This window comes from Bacillus pumilus (assembly GCF_003431975.1).
GTDB lineage: Bacteria > Bacillota > Bacilli > Bacillales > Bacillaceae > Bacillus > Bacillus pumilus_N.
This window is the reverse complement of the sequence record NZ_CP027116.1, coordinates 1,267,932-1,292,540: the sequence shown is the minus strand read 5'-3', so window position 1 is coordinate 1,292,540 and position 24,609 is coordinate 1,267,932. Positions and strand designations below refer to the sequence as shown.

The window sequence follows — 24,609 nt, the reverse complement described above, 5'->3', positions numbered from 1 at the left end:
CCTCTTTCTCTTTGTTTCTTTCAATCTATGGGTTTCTGCTTCATAACATGAACGAATAAAGGAACAGACGCTTTTATTTCAAAGCGTCTTTTGTTAATCATTTACTTCAAGTTACTCTCCATCTACTTGCGCCCATTTCAAATCGATATACCCAACAGGGTGGCGAACAATACCCTTTACGCCTTCTTTTTGCAAATGAACTTGGTTATAAAAGTGAATCGGAATGATCGGAGCTTCTTCCATGAGAAGTGCCTCTGCATCATGCAGAATGCTGTTTCTCTTTTGTTCGTCTGCTTCTTGACTTGCTTTTTTTATCATCTGATCATAGGTGTCATTAGACCATCCTGTCCGGTTCATGGCATTCCCTGTTTGGAAGCTCTCTAGGAAATTGATTGGATCTGCATAGTCTGCTAAAAATGAACTTTGTGAAAATTGGAATTTTAACGCCTTTTGATCTTCAGCAAACACATTGGCTTCCATATTTGCAAGCTTCACATCTACACCAAGCGCTTCTTTCAGCTGCTGCTGGATGGCCTCAGCTTTTTTCTTATTTTCAGGCTTTGTACTATATGTTAATGTGACGGCCGGCAGCTTTGAATAGTTTTCTTCCTTTAGTCCTTTTTCTAATAGCTTCGCAGCTTCATTCGTATCATTCTTGACAAGATCGCCGCCAGCCTCTCTGAAATCCTGACCTTTCGAATCTAAAATACCCGGCGAGACGAAGGCACGTGCGGGTTTCTCTTCATTTTTCGTCACATAATCCACGATATCTTCCGGGTTGATCGCCATTTGAAATGCTTTGCGGATGTTCTTATTTTGGAACGGTTCCATGTTCACATTCAGACGATAAAAGAACAGTCCTGCCTGGTCTTCAATTTGTACATCTTTATTTTTCAGCAGATTTTCACTTTGTTCTGCTGGGACAAAGGCAGTATCAAGATCTCCTGATTGATACATTTGATAATCTGTGTTTCGATCACTGATCATCAGCCACTTCACCTGATCCAGCTTGACCGTTTTTTCATCCCAATACGTCTCACTTTTTTCCATCGTGAAGCTCTCATCGTGCTTCCATTCTGTCAGCTTAAACGGCCCATTTCCGACAAAGGTTTTGGCGTCCTTTGCCCAGTTTGGGTCCTTCTTAGCTACCTGTTCATTGACAGGGAAAAAGGCAGGATTTGCGGTCATATTTAAGAACGATTTCTGCGGGTATGCAAGTGTGACTTTAAGCGTTTTGTCATTTACAGCACTGACTTTCACGTCTTCTTTCTTTCCTTTTCCGCTGTTAAATGCCTCTCCGCCTTCAATCATGTACGCTAAGAACGATGCGGAAGATCCTGTTTTCGGATCGAGCAGCCGCTTCCACGCATATTCAAAGTCACTCGCTTTCACTGGATCACCATTTGACCACTTGATGCCATCTCTTAAATGGAACGTATACGTTTTCCCATCCTCTGATATCTCCCATTTTTCCGCCATGGCAGGAGATGGTTCGTGCTTTTCATTCAGTCTCGTTAATCCTTCCATTAAATTATTTAGTCCTTGCCACGATACATTATTAAAGCCAATCGGCGGATCAAACGACGTCGGTTCATTTTCGTTATTTAAGGTTAACACTTTCTTTTCACCCTGATTGCTTGATGATCCTTTCCCTGCTTGTTCATTGGCTGTACATCCTGCTAGCAGCATGATCGTGAACAAACACATGCTGATGATCCATCCTTTGTTTCTCATCAAAAACTCCCCCTTTGTGTTGAAGATAAAACTGTTTGATTCGCACGCTCATCTTGGAGCCAGCAATGCACGGTATGGGTAGATGACCGCTGCGTTTCGTGCGGCATGATATGATCACACACCTTCATAGCGAACGGGCAGCGATCTGTATACGGACAGCCCTTTGGCGGAGCAAATAAATCAGGCGGGCTTCCTTCAATTGGTATGAGTTCATCTTTCATATCAAATCTTGGAACGGATTGCAGAAGTCCTTTTGTATAAGGATGCTGCGGGCTATAGAAGATATCCCGCCTCGTTCCGACCTCTACCATTTTCCCTCCATACATGACGGCTACTCGGTCTGCAACTTGGGCTACAACCCCTAAATCGTGTGTAATTAAAATAATGGTGACACCGGTTTTTCTCTGAATCTCTTTAAACAGTTCTAAAATTTGTGCCTGTATGGTCACATCCAGTGCAGTCGTCGGTTCATCCGCGATCAGCACCTTCGGCTCGCATATCAGTGCCATGGCAATCATGAGCCGCTGCCTCATTCCCCCGCTGAACTGGTGAGGGTATTGCTTTAACCTTTCCTTCGGCTGCGGAATACCGACCAAATCAAGCATCCGAAGGGCGGCTTCTTTCACTTCTTTTTTCGTCAGCTTTTGATGCTCCTTTGCCGCCTCCATGAGCTGATCCCCTATAGTCAAGGTAGGGTTTAGTGCGGTCATTGGATCTTGGAAAATCATCGAGATATCGACACCTCGTATAGCGCGCATTTCTTTTTCAGATAATGACAGTAAATTGCGGTCTTCAAACCAAATTTCTCCCTGATCGACATGAGCACTGTATGCAGGCAGTAGCCTCATGATGCTTTGTGAAGTCACACTTTTCCCGCAGCCTGATTCGCCCACAATGGCAAGGGTTTCTTTTTCATATACATCCACATTCACTCCGCGTACCGCTCGAACTGAACCACCGTATGTCCGAAAGCTGACGTGCAGATCGATGATTTGTAGAACCTTTTTCAAAGCGCCATCACCTCTTCATCTTTGGATCTAGCGCGTCTTGCAAGCCGTCACCTAAATTGTTAAAGCAAAACATCGTGAGTGAAATAAAAAACGCAGGGAAAAATAAACGCCACCAATGTCCATTATCTGAAAGCACTGTCGGCAGCGCATCATTTGCCATCACGCCCCAGCTTGCAAACGGTGCTTGAATGCCTAAACCAAGAAAGCTTAAGAACGCTTCAGCAAATATCGCGGTCGGCACAGTCAAGGTCATCTGAACGATAATCGGCCCCATCGTATTCGGCAGCAGGTTGCGGCGAATGATACGCAGACTCTTTGCACCAAAGGTTTTTGAGGCAAGGACATATTCCTGACTTTTCAGTTGAAGAACTTGCCCTCTCACGATTCTTGCCATTCCAATCCATCCGGTGACAGTGAGCGCTACAATAATAGTAACTAGTCCCGGCCCCATAAGAACCATCAATAAAATCACAACAAGTAAATAAGGAAGACCGTAGAGCACCTCGACGATTCGCATCATGACATGGTCATATCTCCCGCCTTTATAACCAGCAATGCCTCCATAAATCACGCCGATGGCAAAATCAATAAGGGCTGCCATGACGCCTACAAATAACGAAATACGTGCCCCGTACCATGTACGCGTGAACACATCTCGTCCAAGCTCATCCGTTCCGAACCAGTGAGCAGCGGATGGAGGCAGATTTTGCATGGAAAGGCGTTGCTCTGTCACACTATTTGGCGCAAGCAATGGGCCTAAGACTGCCATGATAAAAAGAAAAATCAATACCGATAGACTAAACATCGCAAGCTTATTTTGTTTCAGTCGTCTCCATGTGTCTGCCCAATACGAAAGAGAGGGTCTTTTAATGGCATGGGCCTCCGTTTTCTTTTGCTCTCTCGGAGAAAACCATTCATCCGGCACTTCATGATGTGGTTTCAGTTGATCCTGCTGAAGGTGTATACTCATGCCTTTCCTCCTTTCTGATGCAGCTGAATCCTTGGATCAAGGACACGATACGCCACATCGACAATGAAAAGAAGTGTGATTAAAATGATGCTGTAAAAAACAGTGGTTCCCATGATGACAGGATAATCACGGTTGTTAATACTCTCGACAAAGTATTTTCCCATTCCAGGAATCGCAAATATTTTTTCTATGACAAAGCTTCCTGTTAAAATACTTGCGACAAGTGTCCCAAGAATGGTCACAACAGGCAAAAGTGCATTTCGAAGCGCATGTTTGAAAACGATTTTAATAGGAGAAAGTCCTTTTGCTTTGGCAGTACGAATATAGTCCTGAGACAGCACTTCAATCATGCTGGATCTTGTTAACCTGGCGATAATGGCCATCGGACCGACAGCAAGGGCAATGGTTGGTAGCACCATATGCATCGGACTTGTCCACATCGCTGTAGGAAAGAGTTTCATATTCACAGCAAGCTGCTGAATTAATAAGGTAGCAAAGATGAAGTTTGGAATGGATATACCGAAAACAGCAATCGTCATGGCAATATAATCAATCAAGCCATTATGCCGGAGGGCAGCCATGACCCCAAGCAGGATGCCAGAGATGACAGCAATCAATATTGAGATAAGACCAAGTTCTAAAGAGACTGGGAAGCCTCTCGCCAATAGATCATTGACACTTTCAGAAGGCTTTTTAATGGAAGGACCAAAATCAAAGGTAACGATGGATTTTAAATAGATGACATATTGAACATAGAGTGGTTCGTCTAAGTGATAGTAGCTTTCGAGGTTTCGCTGGACGGTTTCGTTTGTATTTCGTTCTTCATTAAAGGGTGATCCTGGGATGACCTTCATTAAAATAAACGTTAACGTCGTAATCGTTAAGATCGTGGCAATCATCGCAATAAAACGCTTGAGCAAAAAGCTGGCCATCTGCTGTCTCCCCCTCGTCTAACAAAATGTTGTACGTGCGGCAAGCTCTGTCATGACAAGCATTGCTTGGTAGGCTTCTAATATATTCTCTGCTTGGTACGTCACCGTTGTTGTTCCTTCTATGATGGCAGTACCTGGCATTAAATTCGCCCATTCAGCTTGTCCATAATTGGCAAATTCAATCTTCAGCAGCGGCTGATCAGGAGGCGTCAGCGGCTTGATGTGATGAATCTGTTTCATTGCGGCTTCCACTTTCAGCGAGATTTGTTGGTTGACTTTGGCAGGAGTGAGACATTTCACAGCAGACCTTGATATGGTCTCTTTCACCGCCACTGTTTTCACACCAGGCATCAGCTTTTCTGCTTCAAGTGCTGCTTGATCATCTCCGCAAACAAGAATCACCGGTACACCATAGTAGCCTGCAACATATGCATTAAAGCCCATTTCACCAATTGGATGATCATTTATGTAAAAATGTCTGACACCAAAAATCATACTGTGGGACATCACACCTTTCATAGACGCCCTCGCATGATAGCCTAAGAAAACAGCAGCGTCATAGGATTGATCTAACCCTTGAACCATTGAATATGGCTTGACGTCACCAGATATAAGAGATGCCTCTTCATGCAATTCTTCAATCAACAAATTATTCATTTTGGAATGACTGTCATTGACTAAGATATCGGTTGCGCCATGCTGAAGAAGTGCCTCTACACAGGCATTTACTTCACCCGTCATGATCTTTCTACCCCGTTCATAATTGTGCTGACGGGCATCGACAAATGTATGATCAGCTAGACCAGTAATTCCCTCCATATCGACAGATACATAGAGCTTCATCCCCATCCCCCTTTAATTAAACTTAAAATTTGTATATATTTTTCTAAATTTTCTAAAAAATTATACGATTACTTGATGGATTTTTCAATACAATGTCTGAAAATAAGGAAATTAGACTCAGATAATACAGGTCAATAGAATGGATGAGAAAGGATTTTTTTAACAAATAAAACACCACTAACTATGTCTTTAGTGGTGTTTGTCTGCTTCGTTAATCTGTGATTTCAGCTGATCATATTTCTTCATAGTTTGTGTGAATAAATCATCAAACATTTGTGGTGCCTGCTTTTGAATGACTTCGGCGCCTTCTCCTGTAATGCCCCCTTTTGTCGCCACCCGATCGACCGTTTCAGCAAAGGTTAAGCCGCGTTCTACAAGAACCTGGCCTGTGCCTAAAAGAGCATACGTTAAAAATTCATACGCTTCCTCTAAGGAAAGCTCACTATTTCTCACAGCTGCTCTCGCCATTTCTTCAAAAAGAGCAGCGATAAAACCAGGAGATGAGCTCGTCAAGTTACTCGCCGCATCGAACTTGTCTTCTTCTACTTCACGGACGATGCTAAAAGCTGAAAGCAGACGGTGCAAACGCTCCTTTTCCTCCTGTCCTGCCGTTTCACCATGCGCAACAAGTGAGACACCCGTTCCAACAGCTGACGTAAGCGTTGGGATGTACCTGGATACTGGTTGTGTCGTATGCTTTGATAACTTGTCTAACGTTACAGCCGCTGCTACTGACACAATGTGTATAGCTTTGGCTGCGGAAGATAGCTGATCCAGCACATCAAGGACAGCAAGCGGCGGCACGCAGATAAAGAGGACATCACATGACGCAGAAAGCTCATCTACTGAACAAATGTTTATTTCTGGTTGCTTTTCTTTAAGCTGGTGCAGGCGCTCCGTTTCACTTCTTGTATGGATCATGATTTGATGAGCATCCAGCACCCCATTTTCCAGCCACTTCTGCACCATCATATCAGCCATACTTCCATATCCAATGATTCCAATTGTCTCCACAGTTTAATCTCCTCTATCTTGCTTAGATTCACTACTTATTTTAACAATTTCCCACAATGTTTTCATTTTTATCCCACACTTTTTTCTTACGATCAAGTCAGTATCCACCACATAAGGTAAAACCCCTTCAACCCATACATGAAAAAATGATGAAAGAGAGTGATTTGAATGACACATCACAAAAATGAACAACAACCTTCTCAAGAACTTCAAACAATGGAACAGCCACAAAAACAAAAGAAGAAGCCAAACGGCTGGTTTAAGCCATTTGTCAGTGGTGTTGTAGGCGGTACGCTTGCTTTAGGCGTGTACGTCCTTTCGCCATATGCCCAGCACGCATCAGACAACACAGCACATAATTCAGCAGCGAAAACAGAAGCGGTATCAACAAATGAGTCAAGTGCCAATTCGTCAAAAACAACAGCCGTCCAAACATCAAATTCATCTAGCAGCATCTCAAGCATGGTCGAAAATGTCTCACCAGCCATTGTCGGTATTACAAACTACCAAGCGCAAAGCCAAACAGACACAAGCTTTGGCGATTTCAATACGCCTTTTGATGAATCACAGCAACCTCAAGATAAAAGCACTCAAGAGGAAAAAACCGGCACAGGTTCAGGGGTCATTTTTAAAAAATCCGGCAGTAAAGCCTATGTTTTAACAAACAACCATGTGATTGAAGGGGCTAACAAGCTGACGGTTTCCTTGCACGATGGCAAAACGGTTGAAGGAAAACTCGTTGGAGCAGATCCGCTGACTGACCTAGCCGTTGTAGAAATTAGCAGTAGTCATGTGACGAAGGTCGCTGCATTAGGCAATTCCTCCTCACTGCGTGCGGGAGAAACCGTCATCGCGATCGGAAACCCGCTTGGTGATGACCTATCAAGAACGGTGACACAAGGTATTGTCAGTGGTGTCGATCGAACAGTCTCTATGAATACATCAGCTGGCGAAAGCAGCATTAATGTGATTCAAACAGATGCAGCCATTAACCCAGGTAACAGCGGTGGCCCGCTTCTTACGACAGACGGAAAGGTTGTGGGAATCACGAGTATGAAAATTTCAGAAACAGGAGTTGAAGGCATAGGTTTTGCGCTCCCAATGAATGATGTCAAACCAATCGCCGAACAGCTGCTCACAAAAGGAAAAATTGAACGTCCGTATATCGGCATCAGCATGCTTGATCTTGAACAAGTCCCAGATGTGTATCAAAAAGAAACACTCGGACTCAAAAATAGTCAGCTCGATCAAGGTGTTTACATCAAAGACATTGCCGCAGGCTCACCTGCCGCCAAAGCCGGCTTAAAGTCAGAGGATGTCATCACTGCTATAAATGGGAAAAAAATCAACACCGGCAGTGCATTACGTCATGAGCTTTACACGAATGCGAAAGTAGGAGACACCGTCAGCATCACGCTCATTCGAAACGGAAAAGAAGAAACAAAGAAGGTCACATTAACACAATCTGAATCTAAGGAAGTAAGTTCCTAATGCAAAAAGCAGCAGCTCATGAATGAGCTGCTTTTGTTATGATGACTGAATTGGCGTTAATCTTTGTTCTATTTCTGCTCGTTTGTGCTCTAGAAATGGAGGAAGTGCTAATTGGTCACCGAGTGAATCCACCCCTTCATCGACTGTAAACCCAGGACCGTCTGTTGAAATTTCAAATAAGATCCCATTTGGCTCTCTAAAGTAAAGGGCTTTAAAATAGAAACGTTCCACAACACCAGAATTCGTGAAGCCTGCTTTTGATATTTTGTCATACCATTTTTCTAGTTCCGCCGCATCTTCCACGCGAAAGGCTACGTGATGCACGCTTCCTCTACCAGAACGCTCAGAAGGTCCTTCTGCTTTTTCAATCACATGAATTTCTGTTCCAGCGCCGCCATTCCCCGACTCAAAAATGGTCACGAGCTCATCATCGTTTGATAGTTCACGTGCTCTTTCCGTGAAACCAAGAATGTCCGTTAAAACACGAATCGTTTTGTCCGCTTCTGCAACCGTTAATTCAACTGGACCTAAACCTCTAATCGCAAACGCTGCTGGAATATCGTCATGCACTGGCGGTGAGCCCGCTTCTTGCGCAGCCGGTTCTACTGTTAAAAATAGCTGCTGACCTTCTGGATCTTGAAAACGCAAAGCAGGTCTGCCTCCTCTCAAAGAAGCCGTTTCTTGCTGCACGCCCTTCTCTTCAAACCGCTTTTCCCAAAAGGAAAGTGCTTCTTCAGAAGAAACGAGAAGACCTGTACTTGTGATGGCGTTTGTTCCTTTCAAGCGGCGGGCGAGCATTGGAATTTCAAAAAAGGTGAGCTCTGTCCCAGGTGACGCGACCTCATCTCCATAAAACAAATGATACATAGAAGGGTCGTCCTGATTCACTGTTTTCTTTACAAGCTTTAAGCCAAGAATTTGGCGATAGAAATCAACATTTTTTTGAGCATTGGCTGTTAATGCCGATACGTGGTGAATTCCATTGATTTTCATTACAATCACTCCTTTTTCAAAATATCTCGAATTCAAGATAATATCCTTATGAATAAAATAGGTCATTTTTCATGAAAAGTCAACCATTTGACTGCACATTTACTGGATGTTCGGTTTCTGTCGTTAAAATTAACATTAAATCAAAAATATCCTTTTATTGTTCGTTTTTAACGTAACATTCATCCTGATATCTCCAATAAACAAACACTTTTAAATCCAAATACGAAAATCAGAAAATTTTTTTAATTCTCGTTTTCCTAAAATCGTATTACAATGAACAAAATACATGTCACAGTAACGTACGAAAGTGATGCAGGAGGTCGCGAGTAATGAACAAAGAACAACCAGCGTTAAAACAGGACATCGGCTTATTTTTCGCCCTATCTCTTGTCATCGGGACCATTATCGGGTCCGGTGTCTTTATGAAACCAGGCAACGTCCTTTCCTATTCAGGAAGCTCAGACATCGCCTTATTTGCTTGGCTGCTAGGTGGGATCTTAACCCTTGCTGGCGGACTGACGGTTGCTGAAATTGGTACACAAATCCCTCGAACGGGCGGATTGTATGCCTACCTTGAAGAAGTGTACGGTGAATTTTGGGGCTACTTATGCGGCTGGGTACAGATTATTATTTACGGACCTGCCATCATCGGTGCGCTCGGTCTTTATTTTGGTTCATTATTAGCCAATTTATTTTCTCTTTCTTCTTTATGGTCTACAACAATTGGCATTATCACCGTTTTATTTTTATGTGTGATTAATATGATGGGCACGAAGTACGGCGGTTTTGTTCAAGGACTGACTACCATTGGAAAGCTTGTCCCGATTGCCGCTATTATTGTGTTTGGCTTATGGAAAGGAAACGAAAATATCTTAATGGCGGTCAACGATAGTATCGCTCAAATGAACTTCGGTGCAGCGATTTTGGCTACGTTGTTTGCCTATGATGGCTGGATATTGCTTGCAGCGCTTGGCGGTGAAATGAAAAACCCAGAGAAACTGCTTCCTCGTGCGATGGCAGGCGGAATTTTAATCGTCACAGCTTGTTATCTCTTTATTAATGTCGCGCTTTTACACGTGTTATCAGCTGATCAAATCGTTCAGCTAGGTGAAAATGCAACTAGCACTGCTGCGACCATGCTCTTTGGACCAATTGGCGGTAAACTCATTAGCATTGGCATCATCATTAGTATCTTTGGCTGTTTAAACGGAAAGGTTCTTTCCTTTCCACGTGTGATTTTCGCGATGGCAGAGCGAAAGCAAATTCCTTTCGCAAACGCTATTTCACGTATTCATCCTACCTTCAAAACACCTTGGATTGCTGTATTTGTGCAAATTTTGATCGCCATCGTATTTATGATCGTCAGTAATCCAGAAAAGCTGTCAGAGGTTTCGATTTTCATGATCTATATCTTTTATGTCATGGCCTTTTTCGCAGTCTTTAAGCTCAGAAAACAAAATAGCGGAATGGAGCGTGCTTATAGCGTACCCTTATATCCGTTCACACCGATCGTTGCGATTATCGGTTCTTTATTCGTCTTAATCAGCACCATGATCACCGACTGGAAGAGCTGTCTAATCTCTATGCTGATCGGAATCGCTGGACTGCCTATTTATTATTATATGAAAAAAGCACAAAAAAAAGCAGAGCGCTAATCAAGGCTCTGCTATTTTTTATATTGCTTGATGACTTTGTATGATTCGTTTAAATATCTCATGAGCCGGTATGGCTTACTAAGCACGCGGATTGGGAGTCTTGAGATAAATCCATTCAAATTCGCCTTATATTCCTGCGTCATGCGTTTCGGCTTTGTCGCAATTTTCTCATATACTTCTTTGTAAAATTCCTTCATGATGTCGACTTGCACACTGATCTTCTGATGACACTCTGTACATTCTACGCTTTTCATCTGATCATTCACATAAACGATGCTGTGGAGGGTTTCTTCTTGGCACCGAGTACAGTGTAGATTTGCTTCCATTTCGGTTTTCTTCAAGATACACAGCTCCTTTCTCGTTTGATGTTGCTCTTTATACCATTCGATCGCTGATTGCCTTTTATTGAACGGATGCTTCCTTTAAAATAGCTGCTGCCGTTAGTTCGTCTGTCACTAGGACTTGAATGAAACCGCCATTTAAAGCCCCTAAAATACTTTCGGCTTTATGGGTTCCTTCTACAACAGCGATGACCGTTTTGACGCTCTTTAATTGCTCCAATGATAATCCAATAACCTTTTGGTTCAGTTCATCTTGGACAGGTTTTCCTTGACCGTCAAAGAAACGAAAGCCAATATCACCAACAGCCCCTGACTGTCTTAAACCAGATAGATCCTCTTCTTTTAAGTAACCAACTGTTTTTAACGTTGAACCTTTATGCGGGTTACCAATACCGATCAGGGCAATATCTACATTTCGACCTTCTTCAAGCACAGCTTCTATGTCCTGCATCGCCATAAGCCGCTCTTTTAATTCTTCCGTTTCTAAAATCGCAGGGGCATATAAATAGGAGCACGTGCCGTTCATCTTCTTTGCTAATTCATATGCCAGCTGATTGGCATGAATGTCGACTGCCTGCCTTCCCATTCCACCCTCTAAAGGAATGACCTTCACATCATTTCTTCGTTCAAACGGGTATTCCTTTACAAGCTCAGCAAGTGTGGTTCCCCATGAAATGCCCACTTTCTCTGCATCTTTCATGTTTTTAGATAGATAATAGGCACCTGCTTGGCCGACTGCCCGTTTCACCATTTCAGACATTGTCCCGACACTTGGGACAACAACAGCATCTGTTAATTGAAAGGTTGTTTCCAGCTGTTTTTCCAGCTCCACTGTATGAATGCTCTCGTCTTTAATGTACACCTCAACGATTCCCACATCTTTTGCTTTTTGTAAGAGCTTTGAAATGACTGGTCTTGAGACATTAAGCTTTTTTGCGATTTCCTGCTGCGTCCACCCGTCTGTATAATAAAGATGAGCAACTTTGACGAGCTGTCGTCTTTCTTCCCAATTCAGCATGTGACATCATCCTTTTAATATACTATGATTCCCAGTATATCAAACATTCGTTTCCAATTGGAACAATTGTTAAGAAAATGACAAAAAGAGCGATTATCCCCCGCTCTTTTTCCTTCAGTATATTTCGGTTGATACGTTCTCCCGCCGTCTAACAGAATAATTTGTCCATGCAAATAGCTTCCCTCGTCACTTGTGAGAAATACAGTCAGTCCTGCAATATCCTTAGGTCTTCCTAATCTCCCGACAGGAATGAGTGATTGTAGCTGCTGTTTCTCCTCTTCAGTAGGATAGAGCGTATCAAGCATTTGAGATTCAATCACACGAGGTGCAATGACATTGATACGCACATGGTGTGCCCCTAATTCCTTAACGAGTGAACGCATCAGACCGAAAGCACCTGCTTTGGATGCATAATACTGAATACCGCCGCCTGAGCCAGTGATGGCAGATCCCGATCCAATCATGACAATGCTTCCTTCTTGCCGCCCACATATATAAGGTGCCGACGCTTTGATGCAATAGTATAGTCCATATAAGTTCACAGCCAATGTCTTTTTCCAAAGTGAAAAATCGACGTCTAAGAAAGGAAGTGATTTTGTCATTCCTGCTGAATACACAAGATGAGCAATGCCGCCAAGCTCTTTTTCAGCTGCTAATATCATCTGCTGCACACTTTCCCACGATGAAACGTCAGCTTGTAATGTCAGCAGCTGAGGATACTGTTTCTTTAAAAGCGTCAGACCTCGCTCATCTATATCAGATACAGCGACTCGGTGCCCTTCTTTTAAAAAACGCTCGGCAATTTCCTTTCCAATCCCTTGAGCCCCACCAACGATGAGAACTGGTTTTTGATCATTAGCCAGCACTCTCACCCCCATCAAGCATAATGGCTGCACCATCTGTAAATGCACCATATGAAGTACTTAAAAAGACCGTCATATGGGCCACCGTTTCCTTGATTCGCTCTGTGTCAGGAACTAAATGGAGAGGCGGTGGCAATAAGGCGAGCACCCGGATGCCTTTGTCTTTAAATTCTCGCGCCAGCCCTTTTGTCATGGCATTCAGCATAGAATTCGATGTAGCATGTGAGATCCCGCCATCGCCTGTTATACTGCCTGATGACGAAATATTAATAATGCAGCCTTGCTTCTGGTCGACCATATGCCAAACAGCTGCTTGACTAGAAAGAAAAATGGTATTTACAGCCGATTCTACTTCATCTACCCATTTATCAGGGGGAGCGGCATCAAGCTCCGCTTCCGCCCCTTGCTCTGCTTGATTGACCAAAATATCGAGTTTACCGCATGTATCGATCACTTGCCTCAGCATACGCGTCGCATCACGTGGCGTTTCTAGCGGGTTCATGATGATGCTCGCCTGACCGCCCATTTTTTGAATGTCTTCACAAATCGTTCTAGCCTTTGATTCATCATGAAACGTGTGTAAAAAAACATGTGCACCTGCCCGGGCTAAAGCCAGGCAGATGGCTTCTCCAAATCCATCTGTGCTTCCTGTCACAAGTGCCGCTTTCTGATGAAGCTGGACGTGCACATGGATCTCCTCCCTATCCCTTGTTTGGCATTTATTTTCTCAGCTTGCTCACGATATGAAGGGCTGCTTCATAAAAGCCTTCTGAGATGGTCGGGTGAGGATGAATCATTTTCGCCATCTCTTCTGCTGTTCCTTCTAAATTCATAAAGGAGGAAGCTTCTGAAATCATTTCTGTGACGTGCGGACCAACCATCGTCGCGCCGATCACTTCGCCATATGCTGTATCGTACACCAATTTAATAAAGCCTGATTGAACACCTGCCGCTAGCGCTTTACCGCTTGCCGCTAAATCAAAACGTTCTGTTTGTACACTTAGCCCCTTGGCTTTTGCCTCTTTCTCCGTAAGACCGACACTTGCTACCTCTGGCAATGTATAAATACACCTCGGAACGATATCGTTATTCATTCTTTCAGGTTCGCCGCATATATTGCTGACCGCAACGGCTGCCTCTGCCATCGCCGCATGAGCGAGCTGATAGCCGCCGGCGACATCCCCAACTGCGTATACACCTTCAGCACTTGTCTGCATCTGATCGTTCACCTTGATAAACGGACCATCAAACTGAAGATCAAGCTGAATTACGGCTGATACACTCGGTTTTCTTCCTACGCAGACAAGCAGTCTTTCCGCCGTAAAGATGTGCGTCTCTCCTTTATCATCTGTTGCATGAACCGCTTTGACACCTTCGCTTTCCGTTACCTCTGTCACAGTGGTTTTCTTTGCGATATGGATGCCTTTTTTCTTGAGTTCTCTTTCTAGCAGCTTAGATGCTTCTTCATCCTCTTGCGGAATGATAGACGGAGCCGCTTCAATAATGGTGACTTTTGATTGAAGACTCTGGAAAATACAAGCCAGCTCAAGCCCAATCACACCTCCGCCAATAATGACGATAGAAGCAGGGATATCTGGGATGTCAAAAATCGTATCACTTGTATCAAATGGAATATCTTTAAGCCCCGGTATTGGCGGAATGGCTGGTGTAGATCCAGTGGCAATGATTAACTCATTCGTTTCAATCGATTCTGATCCATCTTGTTTTTCAATCTCAATCCGATGCTTTGTCACCGCTGTGCCTCTGCCGTTATATACATCAATCTTTCCTTGCTTTAATAAAAAGGAAATTCCGCCTCTGAGCTTTTCAATGACGTCATCTTTGCGCTTTCTCATTTTATCGAAAGAAAGGATCATGTCACCTGTTTCGATTCCCCAGCTTTTCGCCTTCTCAATTGATTCAATGACTTCTGCATGTTTCAGCAGGGTCTTTGAAGGGATGCAGCCCCGATTTAAACAAGTACCACCTAGAAAGTCCTCCTCAATCAAAGCGACCTTTCGTCCGCGTTCAGCTGCTTGCAGGGCGGCAGTATACCCGCCTGGCCCTCCGCCAATGACTGTCAGATCATACGTTTTCGTCATCCGATTCATCTCCTACATTAGCAATTCAAATGGTTGTTCAAGCACTTTTTTAAGGTCTGTTAAAAAGGCAGCTGCTGGTGCGCCATCTACCACGCGGTGATCAAACGATAAACTGACACCCATCATTGGCCGCACCTGAATTTCTCCATCTACCACAACAGGTTTATCTTGAATGCGTCCTACACCTAAAATCGCCACTTCTGGCTGATTAATGATCGGAGTAAAGGCATCAATGGCATACATGCCTAAATTACTAATCGTAAAAGTAGATCCTTTCAACTGATCAGGCAGCAATTTTTGATCACGAGCATTTCGACCAATTTCCTTTGCCTCTTTTGTCAGTTGTTTTAATCCTTTTTGATTCGCATGAGAAATGACTGGAACCATTAAACCATCTTTTACCGCAACAGCTAGACCAATGTGCACTTCTTCATGGAAATGGAGTTCATTTTGTTCAAATGTCATATTGATGTGCGGGTGGCGGGTGAGTAGATGGCTGACCGCATGAATGATGATTTCTGTAAATGACAATCGGTAGCCTGTCTCTTTTTCAATCGCTGGCAGGAGCTGCTGACGCATTTCTTTTGCCTTCGTCATATCAATTTCACTTGTTAATGTGACATGTGGTGCTGTAAAGGCACTCTGTGACATGCGATCAGCAATCACTTTTCTCATACCTGCTAGTTTTTGGGTTTTCACCGGCGAAGCCTCTGTTGTTTGCGCTGCTGCTGCTTGTACGTCACTCTTCATGATCTTGCCGTGAGCGCCAGATCCAGAAACTGCTGCTAAATCGATTCCTTTGCGAGCAGCGACTTTTTCTGCAAGTGGTGACACACGCTGATCTTTCTCGCTAGAATGAACGACCGCCTCGACATCTCGCTTTTGAACTCTGCCTTTTGGTCCTGTGCCGGATACTTCATGAATCGCCACATGATGATCCTTTGCCGTTTTTCTCGCTGCGGGCGTGGCACGTACTTTTTCATCAGACGTTTTTTGGGCTTCAGTAGAAGCAGTTGAATCCATGTCTGGTGAAGACGATTCGCCGCTTTCTGAGGACTCTTCGTCTGCCTGTGCCGGCGGCTCGCTTGGCACCTGTTCATTCGCCTCTCCGATATATCCAATGACAGCATTGACTGGAATTTGATCATCAGCTTCGAAGTATTTCTTTAGAAAAATGCCATCATCATAGGCTTCCACCTCGATATTGATCTTGTCTGTCATAATTTCAAAAAGAGGCTCACCGATTTCAACCGAATCTCCTTCTTCTTTAAACCATTGAAGCAAGGTGCCGATCTCCATCGTACTGCTTAGCTTCGGCATAAATATCTCTTTTGGCATGATCTTCTCCCCTTTATTTAAGAGCGCACAAGCTCTTTTGCTGCTTCAATAATATCTGGCACTTGTGGAATGACCGCTTTTTCCAGTGTCGGGTTGTATGGTACTGGAACTGCAAGACCGCCCAGTCGTTTAATTGGCGCATCTAAATAGTCGAAGGCTTCACTTTCCGCTATCATACTAGCAATCTCTCCGCCGTAGCCGCCTCGCTTGACCGCCTCATGGATGACGATACATTTACCCGTTTTCTTGACAGATTCGATAATGGTTTCTTCATCTAATGGGACGAGGGTTCTTGGATCAATGATTTCGACATCGATGCCCTCTGCTTCTAATTCCTTCGCCGCTTCTAACGCTTTGTGTACCATAATGGCTGTTGCTACAATCGTGACGTCCTTTCCGCTTCTCTTCACATCTGCTTTCCCTAGAGGAATTGAATATGCCTCTTCTGGCACTTCACCGATTGTTTTATATAAAAGCTTATGCTCGTAGAAAATGACAGGATTGTCATCATCCATTGCCGCTTTCAAAAGTCCTTTTGCATCATAGGCTGTTGAAGGCTGAACCACCTTTAGCCCCGGAATATGAGCCATCCACGCCTCTAAGCTTTGTGAGTGCTGCGCCGCTGCGCCGGTTCCCGATCCTGCTGGTGTTCTCACAACGAGCGGGACCTTCCCTTTTCCGCCAAACATGTAACGTGTTTTCGCTGCTTGGTTTACAAGTTGATCCATCGCGATCGTAATAAAGTCAGAGAATTGAAGTTCTAAAATTGGACGCATACCTGTTAATGCCGCTCCGACTGCGCCTCCTGCGATGGCTGCCTCTGAGATCGGTGTATTCCGCACGCGTTCTGGGCCGAATTCTTCAATCATGCCGCGCGTGACACCAAAAGCACCGCCATATACGCCGATATCCTCACCTAAAATGAATACATCTTGGTTCTCTCTCATTTCCTGACTCATAGCCTCTCGAACGGCTTCTAAATATGAAATCTCTCTCACTGTTGTTTTTGTCACAAGATTCCCCTCCTAATTAGGCGTATACATCCTCTAATAGTGTATCGATTGACGGTTCTTTGCTGTTTTTAGCGAATTCCACAGATGCTTCAATCTCCTGCTTTGCCTCTTCCTGCAAGGTCGCTGCCTGCTCTTCTGTCAACACATTCATTTCAATTAAGAGAGACTTAAAGCGTTTGATTCCGTCTTTTTGTCTCCATTCTGTTTCTTCTTCACGTGTACGGTATTTTTTCGCATCACTCTTAGAGTGACCCTTCCAGCGATACGTTTTCATTTCAATGAGTGATGGACCTTCTCCAGCTCTTGCGCGGCTGACTGCTTCATCTACTGTGTTCATAATGTCGACCATGTCATTTCCATCAACCGTTTTTCCTGGCATTCCATAGCTCTCTGCTCTTGTTGAAATGTCTTCAATGTTGATCATTTCTTTCACAGGGCCAGACATGCCGTACTGGTTGTTTTCGCAAATGAACACAACAGGTAAATCCCAGATGGATGCAAGATTTAGCGCTTCATGGAAGCTGCCTTCATTTGTAGCACCATCTCCGAAGAAACAAAGAACGACAAAGCCTTCCTGTTTCATTTTAGATGTGAGCGCCGCACCTGTTGCCAGAGGGATACCGCCGCCAACGATGCCATTTGCTCCAAGGTTCCCTTTTTCTAAGTCAGCGATATGCATTGAGCCGCCTTTTCCTTTGCAATAGCCAGTTTCACGTCCGAATAATTCAGCCATCATTTTGTTGACCTCTGCACCTTTTGCAATACAGTGACCATGTCCACGGTGAGTGCTGACGATCTTATCTTTATCTTTTAATACGGCAATCGATCCAACAGCTGATGCTTCCTGTCCAACACATAAGTGAGTGGTTCCATGAATCAGTCCTTTTGCAAAGAATTGATCGACCTTTTCATCAAAATATCTCACTAACCACATTTGTTTATATAAATCCGCTAATTTCTCATGACTCATCTGATCAGGCAAAGTGATTTGTTTTTGCATTTCTTCTCTCCCCTTTACATTTGTTCTTATATGTTACATTTGTAATAATCATACGTTTATCGATCTTCGAAGTCAAGCGTTTCTCTTTCATTTTTAAGCGTTTTCACCTTTTATCAGAAAAAAAGAGAAAGGCAAAGCCCTTTTCTAAAGAACTTCTCTTTCTCTTCCAATCTTGTACATTCTCATTCATCTGGATACAACATGATTTTGACACTTTCTCCTTCAGGGTGCCTTGCACATTCTATCGCCTGAAGCAGTTGACTTAACGGATAACGGTGCGTCACCATCTTGTCTGCGTTGACCACTTTAGCCTTCAGAAGTTCAAGGGCTTCACGATAGTGATAAGGATGTGAGGAATAGGCTCCTACTACTTTCACTTCATCATGGAAAAATCGTTCAGCAGGAATGGAGACATCTCCCTTTGGAAAATGAGCAAACACTAAAATCGTTCCGCCTCTCGCTACCGCTTGAAACGCTTCTTTTAAAAGCGCACTGCTCCCAACAGATATTACGACGAGGTCTGCTCCCTTTCCATTTGTTTCTTTCATCACTCGGTCTTTCACAGGCTCAGATGCTGGATGAAAAGCGAGGTCTACACCTAAATTTCTCGCCTGCAGCAGCCGGTTCTCATTCACATCTGTTATCATCACTTTCCCAGCCAAATAATGTTTGGCGAGCTGTAATTGGATGCAGCCAATTTGCCCCGCTCCAAGGATCAGCACTGAATCTCCTGGATGAACAGGTGCTCGTTCAAACCCGTGCAGGCAGCAGGCGACTGGCTCCACCATTGCACCTTGCTCATATGAGACTTCCTGCGGGAGCTTTCCCATTGTGTGCTTGACATGTAAAGCAGGAACACGGATATACTCTGAAAACCCGCCTGGCTCTACATTAGTGGCTGCAAACTGCGGACACATTGTATAAAACCCCTTTTGACAAAAGTCACAGGTGAAGCAAGGCACATGGTGCGCGACATAAACCCTGTCTCCCGATTGGACATTCCTCACATTGTTTCCGGTTTCAACAATGTCACCAGCGATTTCGTGTCCCAGCACTGTTCCAGGAGGGACTGTTTCATGTGTTGCTTTGTAAATATCCGTCCCGCATAATCCGCAAGCACGCAACCTTAACAGCACTTCATCATCACCAATCGAAGGGCGGTTTCGCTCCTCATACCGAATGTCCTCTGAAGAATAAAAGACAGCTGATTTCATATAGCTGCACCCTCCTTTTCATCACCCTTCGCAAAATCCTGCAATGTTTGCACAAGCTGCTTATACTCACTCATCTCACTTGATATCCAGTAACGTCCTCCGAATATTCGTGCTGGCCCTATCCTGACATAGACTTTGCCGATATGAGGGTATGGCTTAATAAAAAGCTTTCCTTTAATATCAGAAACCGCATATGTGTGCCATCTGCCAAAAGCGCCTATTTTCAGCTTATCTTCACTAATGATGACCTGTGTCGGCTGATTCAGCCCCGTGATACTAGAAAGCATGAGGATAGGCAGCGTATAAACCCCTAACACAGCTAACGGCTCAGGACCTGATGACATTAACGTATAAAGAGACCAGAGGAAAAACAGACAGATGAGCACGGCTGGAAGAAAAATAGACAAGACGGCAGACGTTCGGCTATAAGCATGATGCTGCATGAGTTGTCCTCCTTTCAGGTGACATAGAAGGAGCTATGAAAGCTCCTCCATGAAATGATTGGTTACTTAATATGATCTATGATTTTCTCAATATCATCTTCAATGCCAAATCCAGTTAAAAAGGATAATGTTTGAATCACAGGCGTTCCTTTTGTATCACTCACAGGCGTTGTCGTCACAATTAAATCAGCGCCCTCCGCTTTTTGCGGGACTTCAGATGCCTTACACTGTTCCACCACGACATCATACCCTTTTTCCTTTAACGTCTCTTCAACCTTTTTTGCAACAACTGTTGATGTTGCCACTGCTGTTCCGCATGATACCAATATTTTCTTTGCCATAAGAATCCCTCCAGCTCGATTATTGTTCTTTCTGATCTAAGCCCATTTCTTTCGCATACTGCTTTCTAATATCATTTCGCACCCAGTACCATAGAAGCGCATAAGCCAGAGCACAGATGATCGCTGCAATAAAGTATGGGTTGCTCGGATCAAGAAGTCTCACCATGATCCAAGGAATGACATGGGAACCAAGGTCAATACCTGAAATCATGTTGGCCCCTTCTGGGAAGTCAAATCCGACTGCTTTGCCCATTGTGGTCGCAAGTGGTGCAAGATTCGTTGCGATAAAGAAGACGATCATTAATGTAAAAATACTATTGATAAGACCGCGAATAATATTTCCACGAGCGGCTGCTACTGCCCATACAACCGTAAATGGGAGAACCGATAAGTCTGCAAACGGCAGCATGCCATTGTAAGGTAGAACGACAGCAAGCAAAATGGTAATCGGCACCATGAGAAGGGCTACCGCCATATTCGCCGGATGACCAATTACAATCGCTGTATCTAAACCGATATAGACATTTTTTCCAGGGAAGCGTTTTTGAATATAAGAACGAGCGCCCTCAGAGATTGGAATAAGACCTTCCATTAATAACGCGACCATTCTTGGCATTAACACAAGAACGGCTGCCATTTGAATACCAAGGGTCATGACGCCTTTTGCATCATAGCCGCCTAGAAGACCAATAATGATACCAAGTATGAGACCCATCACAAGCGGTTCGCCAAAAATACCAAAACGTTTCTTCAATGTTTCCGGATCAGCATGAATTTTATTTAACCCAGGAATCTTGTCGATGACGCGATTAGACGCATACATGAGCGGCGCGAAGTTGACCGTTTCAGCATGAGCCATCGATACGCCTTTTAATCCAAAATGGTGTTCGATTGTTGGTGCCGTCCAATCCGCTAATTTAAGCGTGATCGCAGAAACGATCAAGCCAACAGCAAGGGCCAAAAACATATTATGATACGCGTAGTAAGTAACAGAGGCTGCGAAAATCAAATGCCAGAAGTTCCAAATATCCACATTCAATGTTTTCGTAAAGTTAACGGACAATAAGATGACATTTAATAAAAGCACAAGAGGAATCATCAAAGGGGCAACAGGTGTACCAAAGGATATAGCAGCTCCGATCGGCCATCCAACATCTAAAATATCGAGCTTTAACCCAAGGGAATTAACCATGGCTTTTGCTGCTGGCCCAAGGCCGCTCACAAGTAAATTAATGACAAGATTGACACCGACAAAGCCAATGCCAATGGTAATACCGGCTCGAAAGGATTTCTTAAAGCCTTGCCTTAAAATCATACCGAAAATCGTCATAATAATCGGGAGCATAATAGTTGGTCCAAGGTCTAATATAAAATCGACAGCTTGCTTGATCATACATCCACCTCCTGGATTTTTTAAGATGAAGCGCTTACATTATTTCTTGAAAGGCTATTGATTTAATTCTTTTTGAAGCAAGTCAACCGCTTCTTCATAGGATGTCATGTGAGACAGCCTCGTCATCATCTCTTCTTTTCTAAAAAGGGTCATAAGCTTTTCTAACATCACAAGCTGCTTACTAGGTTCAGAGATTGCTAGGACGAACACAATTTGGGCTTGCACTGTTTCATCAGGGCTTCCCATCTTGTGAAACATAACAGGTTCTTTTAAAGTGGCTACACTAATTGCCGGTTTGTTCACATGTTCAGGGTCTGTATGTGGAATCGCTACACCAAAGGTCGCAAGTGGAAGGCCTGTTGGATATGTTTTTTCTCTTTCAAGCACCGCTGGTAAAAAACTCGACTTAATGTATCCCCCAGCTTCCAATCGTTCTGCTAAATATGTGGTCACCTCCTCTCTCGAAGATGCATCGTACTGCAGCTTGATCAGCTGTTCATCTAGCTCAAACAAGTTGTTCAAACAACCACCTCTTTCATTTGGTATAAATATGAACACATGTAACGAAAAGAAAGAACATTTTAGAATAGAACCTTTTATAAAGCGCTTACAATAATACGTAATTAAAAATGTTCAATGACGTTACCTTTGTTAAGATATTATAATATTCTAAATTATAAGTCAATGTTCCTAGGAAATTTTTATAAAAAAAGATGCAGTCTTTGCGGCATCTCAGATGGTCAAAACCTTATCATTCATACGCAAAAAACCCTTAGCCATCGAAATACATCACAGTCTTGTATTTCAAATTGCCAAGAGCCTTCGTTGCCCGATCGGCTTTGTGTGATTGATGTTCATCGTCTACTTATTATTCGAACGATTCTCTGAGTTTAGCTGTTTTTTAGACAAAAAAGAAACGCCATCCTCAAGAGGCGCTTCTTTTCCCGGGAAATGTTCTTAATCTGCTGATAGCTTTAAATTTACGCCAACGGCGGTTCCGTTTCTCGAGGAGTCAGCTACCCCAGTAAAGGTTCCTGCTTTTCGATCAATGAGTAAAGCTTGCACGTTTCCTATATCAATAGGTGAGCTGCCAAAGCGATGCCCCATATCATTAAGCTTTGTTCTCACATCTAGAGGGACACCTACTTCATAACGATAAGAAGTTGGGCTATTGGTATAAATTCTTGGTTCTTCAACCGCATCCTGAAGCTCCATGTCATATTCAAGCAAATTCAAAATGGTTTGTGAAACAGAAGCGATGATGGTCGTTCCTCCCGGTGAACCTACTGTCATGACAGGCTCATTATCTTTAAAAATGATCGTCGGTGTCATACTCGATAATGGACGTTTATTCGGCTGAACTTCATTTGCTCCGCCTGGTCTTGCATCAAAATCTGTTAGTTCATTATTTAAGAAGAAGCCATATTCCGGGACGAGAATTCCTGTACCAAATAACTGTTCAATGGTTGTTGTGAAGGACACAACATTTCCCCACTGATCGGCTACAGTTAAATGGGTGGTTTCTCCAATGGTTTTATCTTCTGGCTGTGGGACAATTGGGGATGGGTTTTTTTCATCCTCATACGCCCACGGATCTCCTTCTTTCGGGTTTCGATTCATTTGATCTAATTCAATAAGAGAGGCTCTTTCTGAAATGTAATCATCGTCTAGTAGTCCTTGTAGTGGAACATCTACGAATTCGGGGTCACCGGCATATGCAGCACGGTCAGCATAGGAGAGATGCATTGTTTCAGCAAGCAGTTGATATTTTTCGAATGATTTGGGGTCATATTGAGATAGGTTAAAGTGATCAAGTATTTTGAGCATTTGGAGCATAAACACTCCGCCCGAGCTTGGTGGAGGCATACTAGCAAGCTGGTATCCTTTATAGTCCCCCCAGATAGGCTTGTCAGTCTTGACCTCATAACGATCAATGTCATCTGTTGTCATCGTCCCGCCAAAATCTTGGACTGTATTTGCAAGTGCCTTTGCTACTTTTCCTTCATAAAATGCTTTACTTCCTTTTTTCGCAATGAGTTTAAATGTTTTTGCAAGACCTGGCTGTACAAGAAGGTCTCCCTCTTTGAGCGGCTGATCATTTGGAAGAAAGATTGGTGCTGCGGCCGTTTTTTTCAATTTTTCTTGATGATCATCAATGGCTTTTGCCAGGACAGAATCGATTTCAAATCCATCCTCCGCAAGCTGAATGGAAGGCTCAATCAATTCCTTCATCGAACGGGTTCCCCACTTATCTAATGCTGCCTCAAGACCCTTTACTGTCCCTGGAACACCAACAGCATTACCGTGTGTAGACCGCTCAGCGAACGGGATAACTTTCCCCTCATCTGTTAAAAACATGTCAGGTGTTGCGCCCTGTGGTGCTCGTTCTCGACTATTGATGATGGATGTTTCTTTTGTCTTCCCATCATAAACCATCATAAATCCTCCGCCGCCAATTCCTGACATCATTGGCTCAGTCACATTCAGTGCGTACTGGATGGCTACAGCAGCATCAACTGCGTTTCCACCTTTCTTTAATACATCAGCACCCACTTCTGATGCAAGCGGATGGGCAGTAGCCACCATGCCATCTTTCCCAACAGCTACTTTGTTCCCATGAGTTTCGTTTGCCGTCACTTGGCTGACAGGCAGAAAAAACGAGAAAACAAACAGACATATGGACAAAACAGTTAGAGATATGCGTTTCATAAACAACACCCCTTCCATATTCTTACTTTGACCTTACCGACTTCTTGACCAGAATACAATAGATTATTCTAAAATTTCTAAATTTTTCATCCTATCATCCTACTCTCGCCAAATACAAAGAAGATTTTCAAAACATATGACACACTTGACAAGTAGGTATAAAGGCGTAATCTTTCCATGTCATTCGCTTCA

General features: G+C 43.6%; 23 protein-coding genes. 2 read left to right on the top strand and 21 right to left on the bottom strand.

The features are described from left to right. Positions 1–111: 111 nt before the first annotated feature. The 6 genes from C5695_RS06530 to proG form a co-directional block, all read right to left on the bottom strand. Complete coding sequence (locus C5695_RS06530) at positions 112–1,734, bottom strand: peptide ABC transporter substrate-binding protein (RefSeq protein ID WP_117730031.1); 1,623 nt, start codon at positions 1,732–1,734, stop codon at positions 112–114. Beyond that, on the bottom strand, positions 1,734–2,744 hold the full coding sequence (locus C5695_RS06525) for an ABC transporter ATP-binding protein (protein WP_117730030.1): 1,011 nt from the start codon (positions 2,742–2,744) through the stop codon (positions 1,734–1,736). Before C5695_RS06525 ends, C5695_RS06530 begins: the two co-directional genes overlap by 1 nt. 7 nt (positions 2,745–2,751) lie before the next feature. After that, a complete protein-coding gene (locus C5695_RS06520; protein ID WP_117730029.1) occupies positions 2,752–3,714 on the bottom strand; it encodes an ABC transporter permease in 963 nt (320 codons plus the stop codon). Next, positions 3,711–4,646: an ABC transporter permease gene (locus tag C5695_RS06515; RefSeq protein WP_117730028.1), complete on the bottom strand. Its 936-nt coding sequence runs from the start codon at positions 4,644–4,646 to the stop codon at positions 3,711–3,713. Before C5695_RS06515 ends, C5695_RS06520 begins: the two co-directional genes overlap by 4 nt. 18 nt (positions 4,647–4,664) lie before the next feature. Beyond that, positions 4,665–5,489: a M55 family metallopeptidase gene (locus C5695_RS06510; protein ID WP_117730027.1), complete on the bottom strand. Its 825-nt coding sequence runs from the start codon at positions 5,487–5,489 to the stop codon at positions 4,665–4,667. A gap of 189 nt (positions 5,490–5,678) precedes the next feature. Then, the gene (gene proG / locus C5695_RS06505; RefSeq protein ID WP_117730026.1) at positions 5,679–6,503 is read right to left on the bottom strand and encodes a pyrroline-5-carboxylate reductase ProG; all 825 of its coding nucleotides are present in this window, start codon (positions 6,501–6,503) and stop codon (positions 5,679–5,681) included. 168 nt (positions 6,504–6,671) lie between these two features. Between proG and C5695_RS06500 the strand changes: the two genes are divergently transcribed. Further along, positions 6,672–7,994 carry a S1C family serine protease gene (locus C5695_RS06500; RefSeq protein ID WP_117730025.1) on the top strand — a complete coding sequence of 441 codons (1,323 nt, stop codon included), beginning with the start codon at positions 6,672–6,674 and terminating at the stop codon, positions 7,992–7,994. 36 nt (positions 7,995–8,030) lie between these two features. Here the strand turns inward: C5695_RS06500 and C5695_RS06495 are convergent, their stop codons facing one another. Then, positions 8,031–8,987: a ring-cleaving dioxygenase gene (locus C5695_RS06495; protein WP_117730024.1), complete on the bottom strand. Its 957-nt coding sequence runs from the start codon at positions 8,985–8,987 to the stop codon at positions 8,031–8,033. A 329-nt stretch (positions 8,988–9,316) separates the two neighbouring features. On the opposite strand from C5695_RS06495, the gene C5695_RS06490 reads away from it, so the two are divergent. Beyond that, the gene (locus C5695_RS06490) at positions 9,317–10,642 is read left to right on the top strand and encodes an APC family permease (protein WP_117730023.1); all 1,326 of its coding nucleotides are present in this window, start codon (positions 9,317–9,319) and stop codon (positions 10,640–10,642) included. Positions 10,643–10,653: 11 nt separating this feature from the next. Here the strand turns inward: C5695_RS06490 and C5695_RS06485 are convergent, their stop codons facing one another. From C5695_RS06485 to ggt, 14 genes are all read right to left on the bottom strand, one after another. Next, positions 10,654–10,983 (bottom strand): hypothetical protein, encoded by a 330-nt coding sequence (locus C5695_RS06485; RefSeq protein WP_008358910.1) that lies wholly within the window; start codon positions 10,981–10,983, stop codon positions 10,654–10,656. Positions 10,984–11,044: 61 nt separating this feature from the next. Next, positions 11,045–12,001, bottom strand: coding sequence for a sugar-binding transcriptional regulator (locus tag C5695_RS06480; protein ID WP_117730022.1), 957 nt, complete (start codon positions 11,999–12,001; stop codon positions 11,045–11,047). A gap of 14 nt (positions 12,002–12,015) precedes the next feature. Then, positions 12,016–12,879 carry an SDR family NAD(P)-dependent oxidoreductase gene (locus tag C5695_RS06475; RefSeq protein WP_336470386.1) on the bottom strand — a complete coding sequence of 288 codons (864 nt, stop codon included), beginning with the start codon at positions 12,877–12,879 and terminating at the stop codon, positions 12,016–12,018. Continuing rightward, positions 12,857–13,552 (bottom strand): SDR family NAD(P)-dependent oxidoreductase, encoded by a 696-nt coding sequence (locus tag C5695_RS06470; RefSeq protein WP_117730021.1) that lies wholly within the window; start codon positions 13,550–13,552, stop codon positions 12,857–12,859. Before C5695_RS06470 ends, C5695_RS06475 begins: the two co-directional genes overlap by 23 nt. 31 nt (positions 13,553–13,583) lie before the next feature. Then, a complete protein-coding gene (gene lpdA, locus C5695_RS06465) occupies positions 13,584–14,966 on the bottom strand; it encodes a dihydrolipoyl dehydrogenase (RefSeq protein ID WP_117730020.1) in 1,383 nt (460 codons plus the stop codon). Positions 14,967–14,978: 12 nt separating this feature from the next. Next, entirely contained in the window at positions 14,979–16,304 is a 1,326-nt protein-coding gene (locus tag C5695_RS06460; protein WP_117730019.1) for a dihydrolipoamide acetyltransferase family protein, read from the bottom strand. Between the two features lie 17 nt (positions 16,305–16,321). After that, complete coding sequence (locus C5695_RS06455; RefSeq protein WP_117733027.1) at positions 16,322–17,302, bottom strand: alpha-ketoacid dehydrogenase subunit beta; 981 nt, start codon at positions 17,300–17,302, stop codon at positions 16,322–16,324. 31 nt (positions 17,303–17,333) lie between these two features. Continuing rightward, a complete protein-coding gene (pdhA, locus tag C5695_RS06450; RefSeq protein ID WP_117730018.1) occupies positions 17,334–18,317 on the bottom strand; it encodes a pyruvate dehydrogenase (acetyl-transferring) E1 component subunit alpha in 984 nt (327 codons plus the stop codon). 182 nt (positions 18,318–18,499) lie between these two features. Next, positions 18,500–19,531: an alcohol dehydrogenase catalytic domain-containing protein gene (locus tag C5695_RS06445; protein WP_117730017.1), complete on the bottom strand. Its 1,032-nt coding sequence runs from the start codon at positions 19,529–19,531 to the stop codon at positions 18,500–18,502. After that, positions 19,528–19,974, bottom strand: a complete 447-nt coding sequence (locus C5695_RS06440) for a hypothetical protein (protein WP_117730016.1) — start codon at positions 19,972–19,974, stop codon at positions 19,528–19,530. The genes C5695_RS06445 and C5695_RS06440 overlap by 4 nt, the downstream gene beginning before the upstream one ends. Before the next feature lie 62 nt (positions 19,975–20,036). Continuing rightward, positions 20,037–20,315, bottom strand: a complete 279-nt coding sequence (locus C5695_RS06435; protein ID WP_003212259.1) for a PTS sugar transporter subunit IIB — start codon at positions 20,313–20,315, stop codon at positions 20,037–20,039. A gap of 19 nt (positions 20,316–20,334) precedes the next feature. Next, on the bottom strand, positions 20,335–21,708 hold the full coding sequence (locus tag C5695_RS06430; RefSeq protein ID WP_117730015.1) for a PTS galactitol transporter subunit IIC: 1,374 nt from the start codon (positions 21,706–21,708) through the stop codon (positions 20,335–20,337). Positions 21,709–21,762: 54 nt separating this feature from the next. Further along, positions 21,763–22,230: a PTS sugar transporter subunit IIA gene (locus C5695_RS06425; RefSeq protein ID WP_117730014.1), complete on the bottom strand. Its 468-nt coding sequence runs from the start codon at positions 22,228–22,230 to the stop codon at positions 21,763–21,765. Between the two features lie 435 nt (positions 22,231–22,665). Beyond that, complete coding sequence (gene ggt, locus C5695_RS06420) at positions 22,666–24,417, bottom strand: gamma-glutamyltransferase (RefSeq protein ID WP_117730013.1); 1,752 nt, start codon at positions 24,415–24,417, stop codon at positions 22,666–22,668. Positions 24,418–24,609 lie beyond the last annotated feature (192 nt).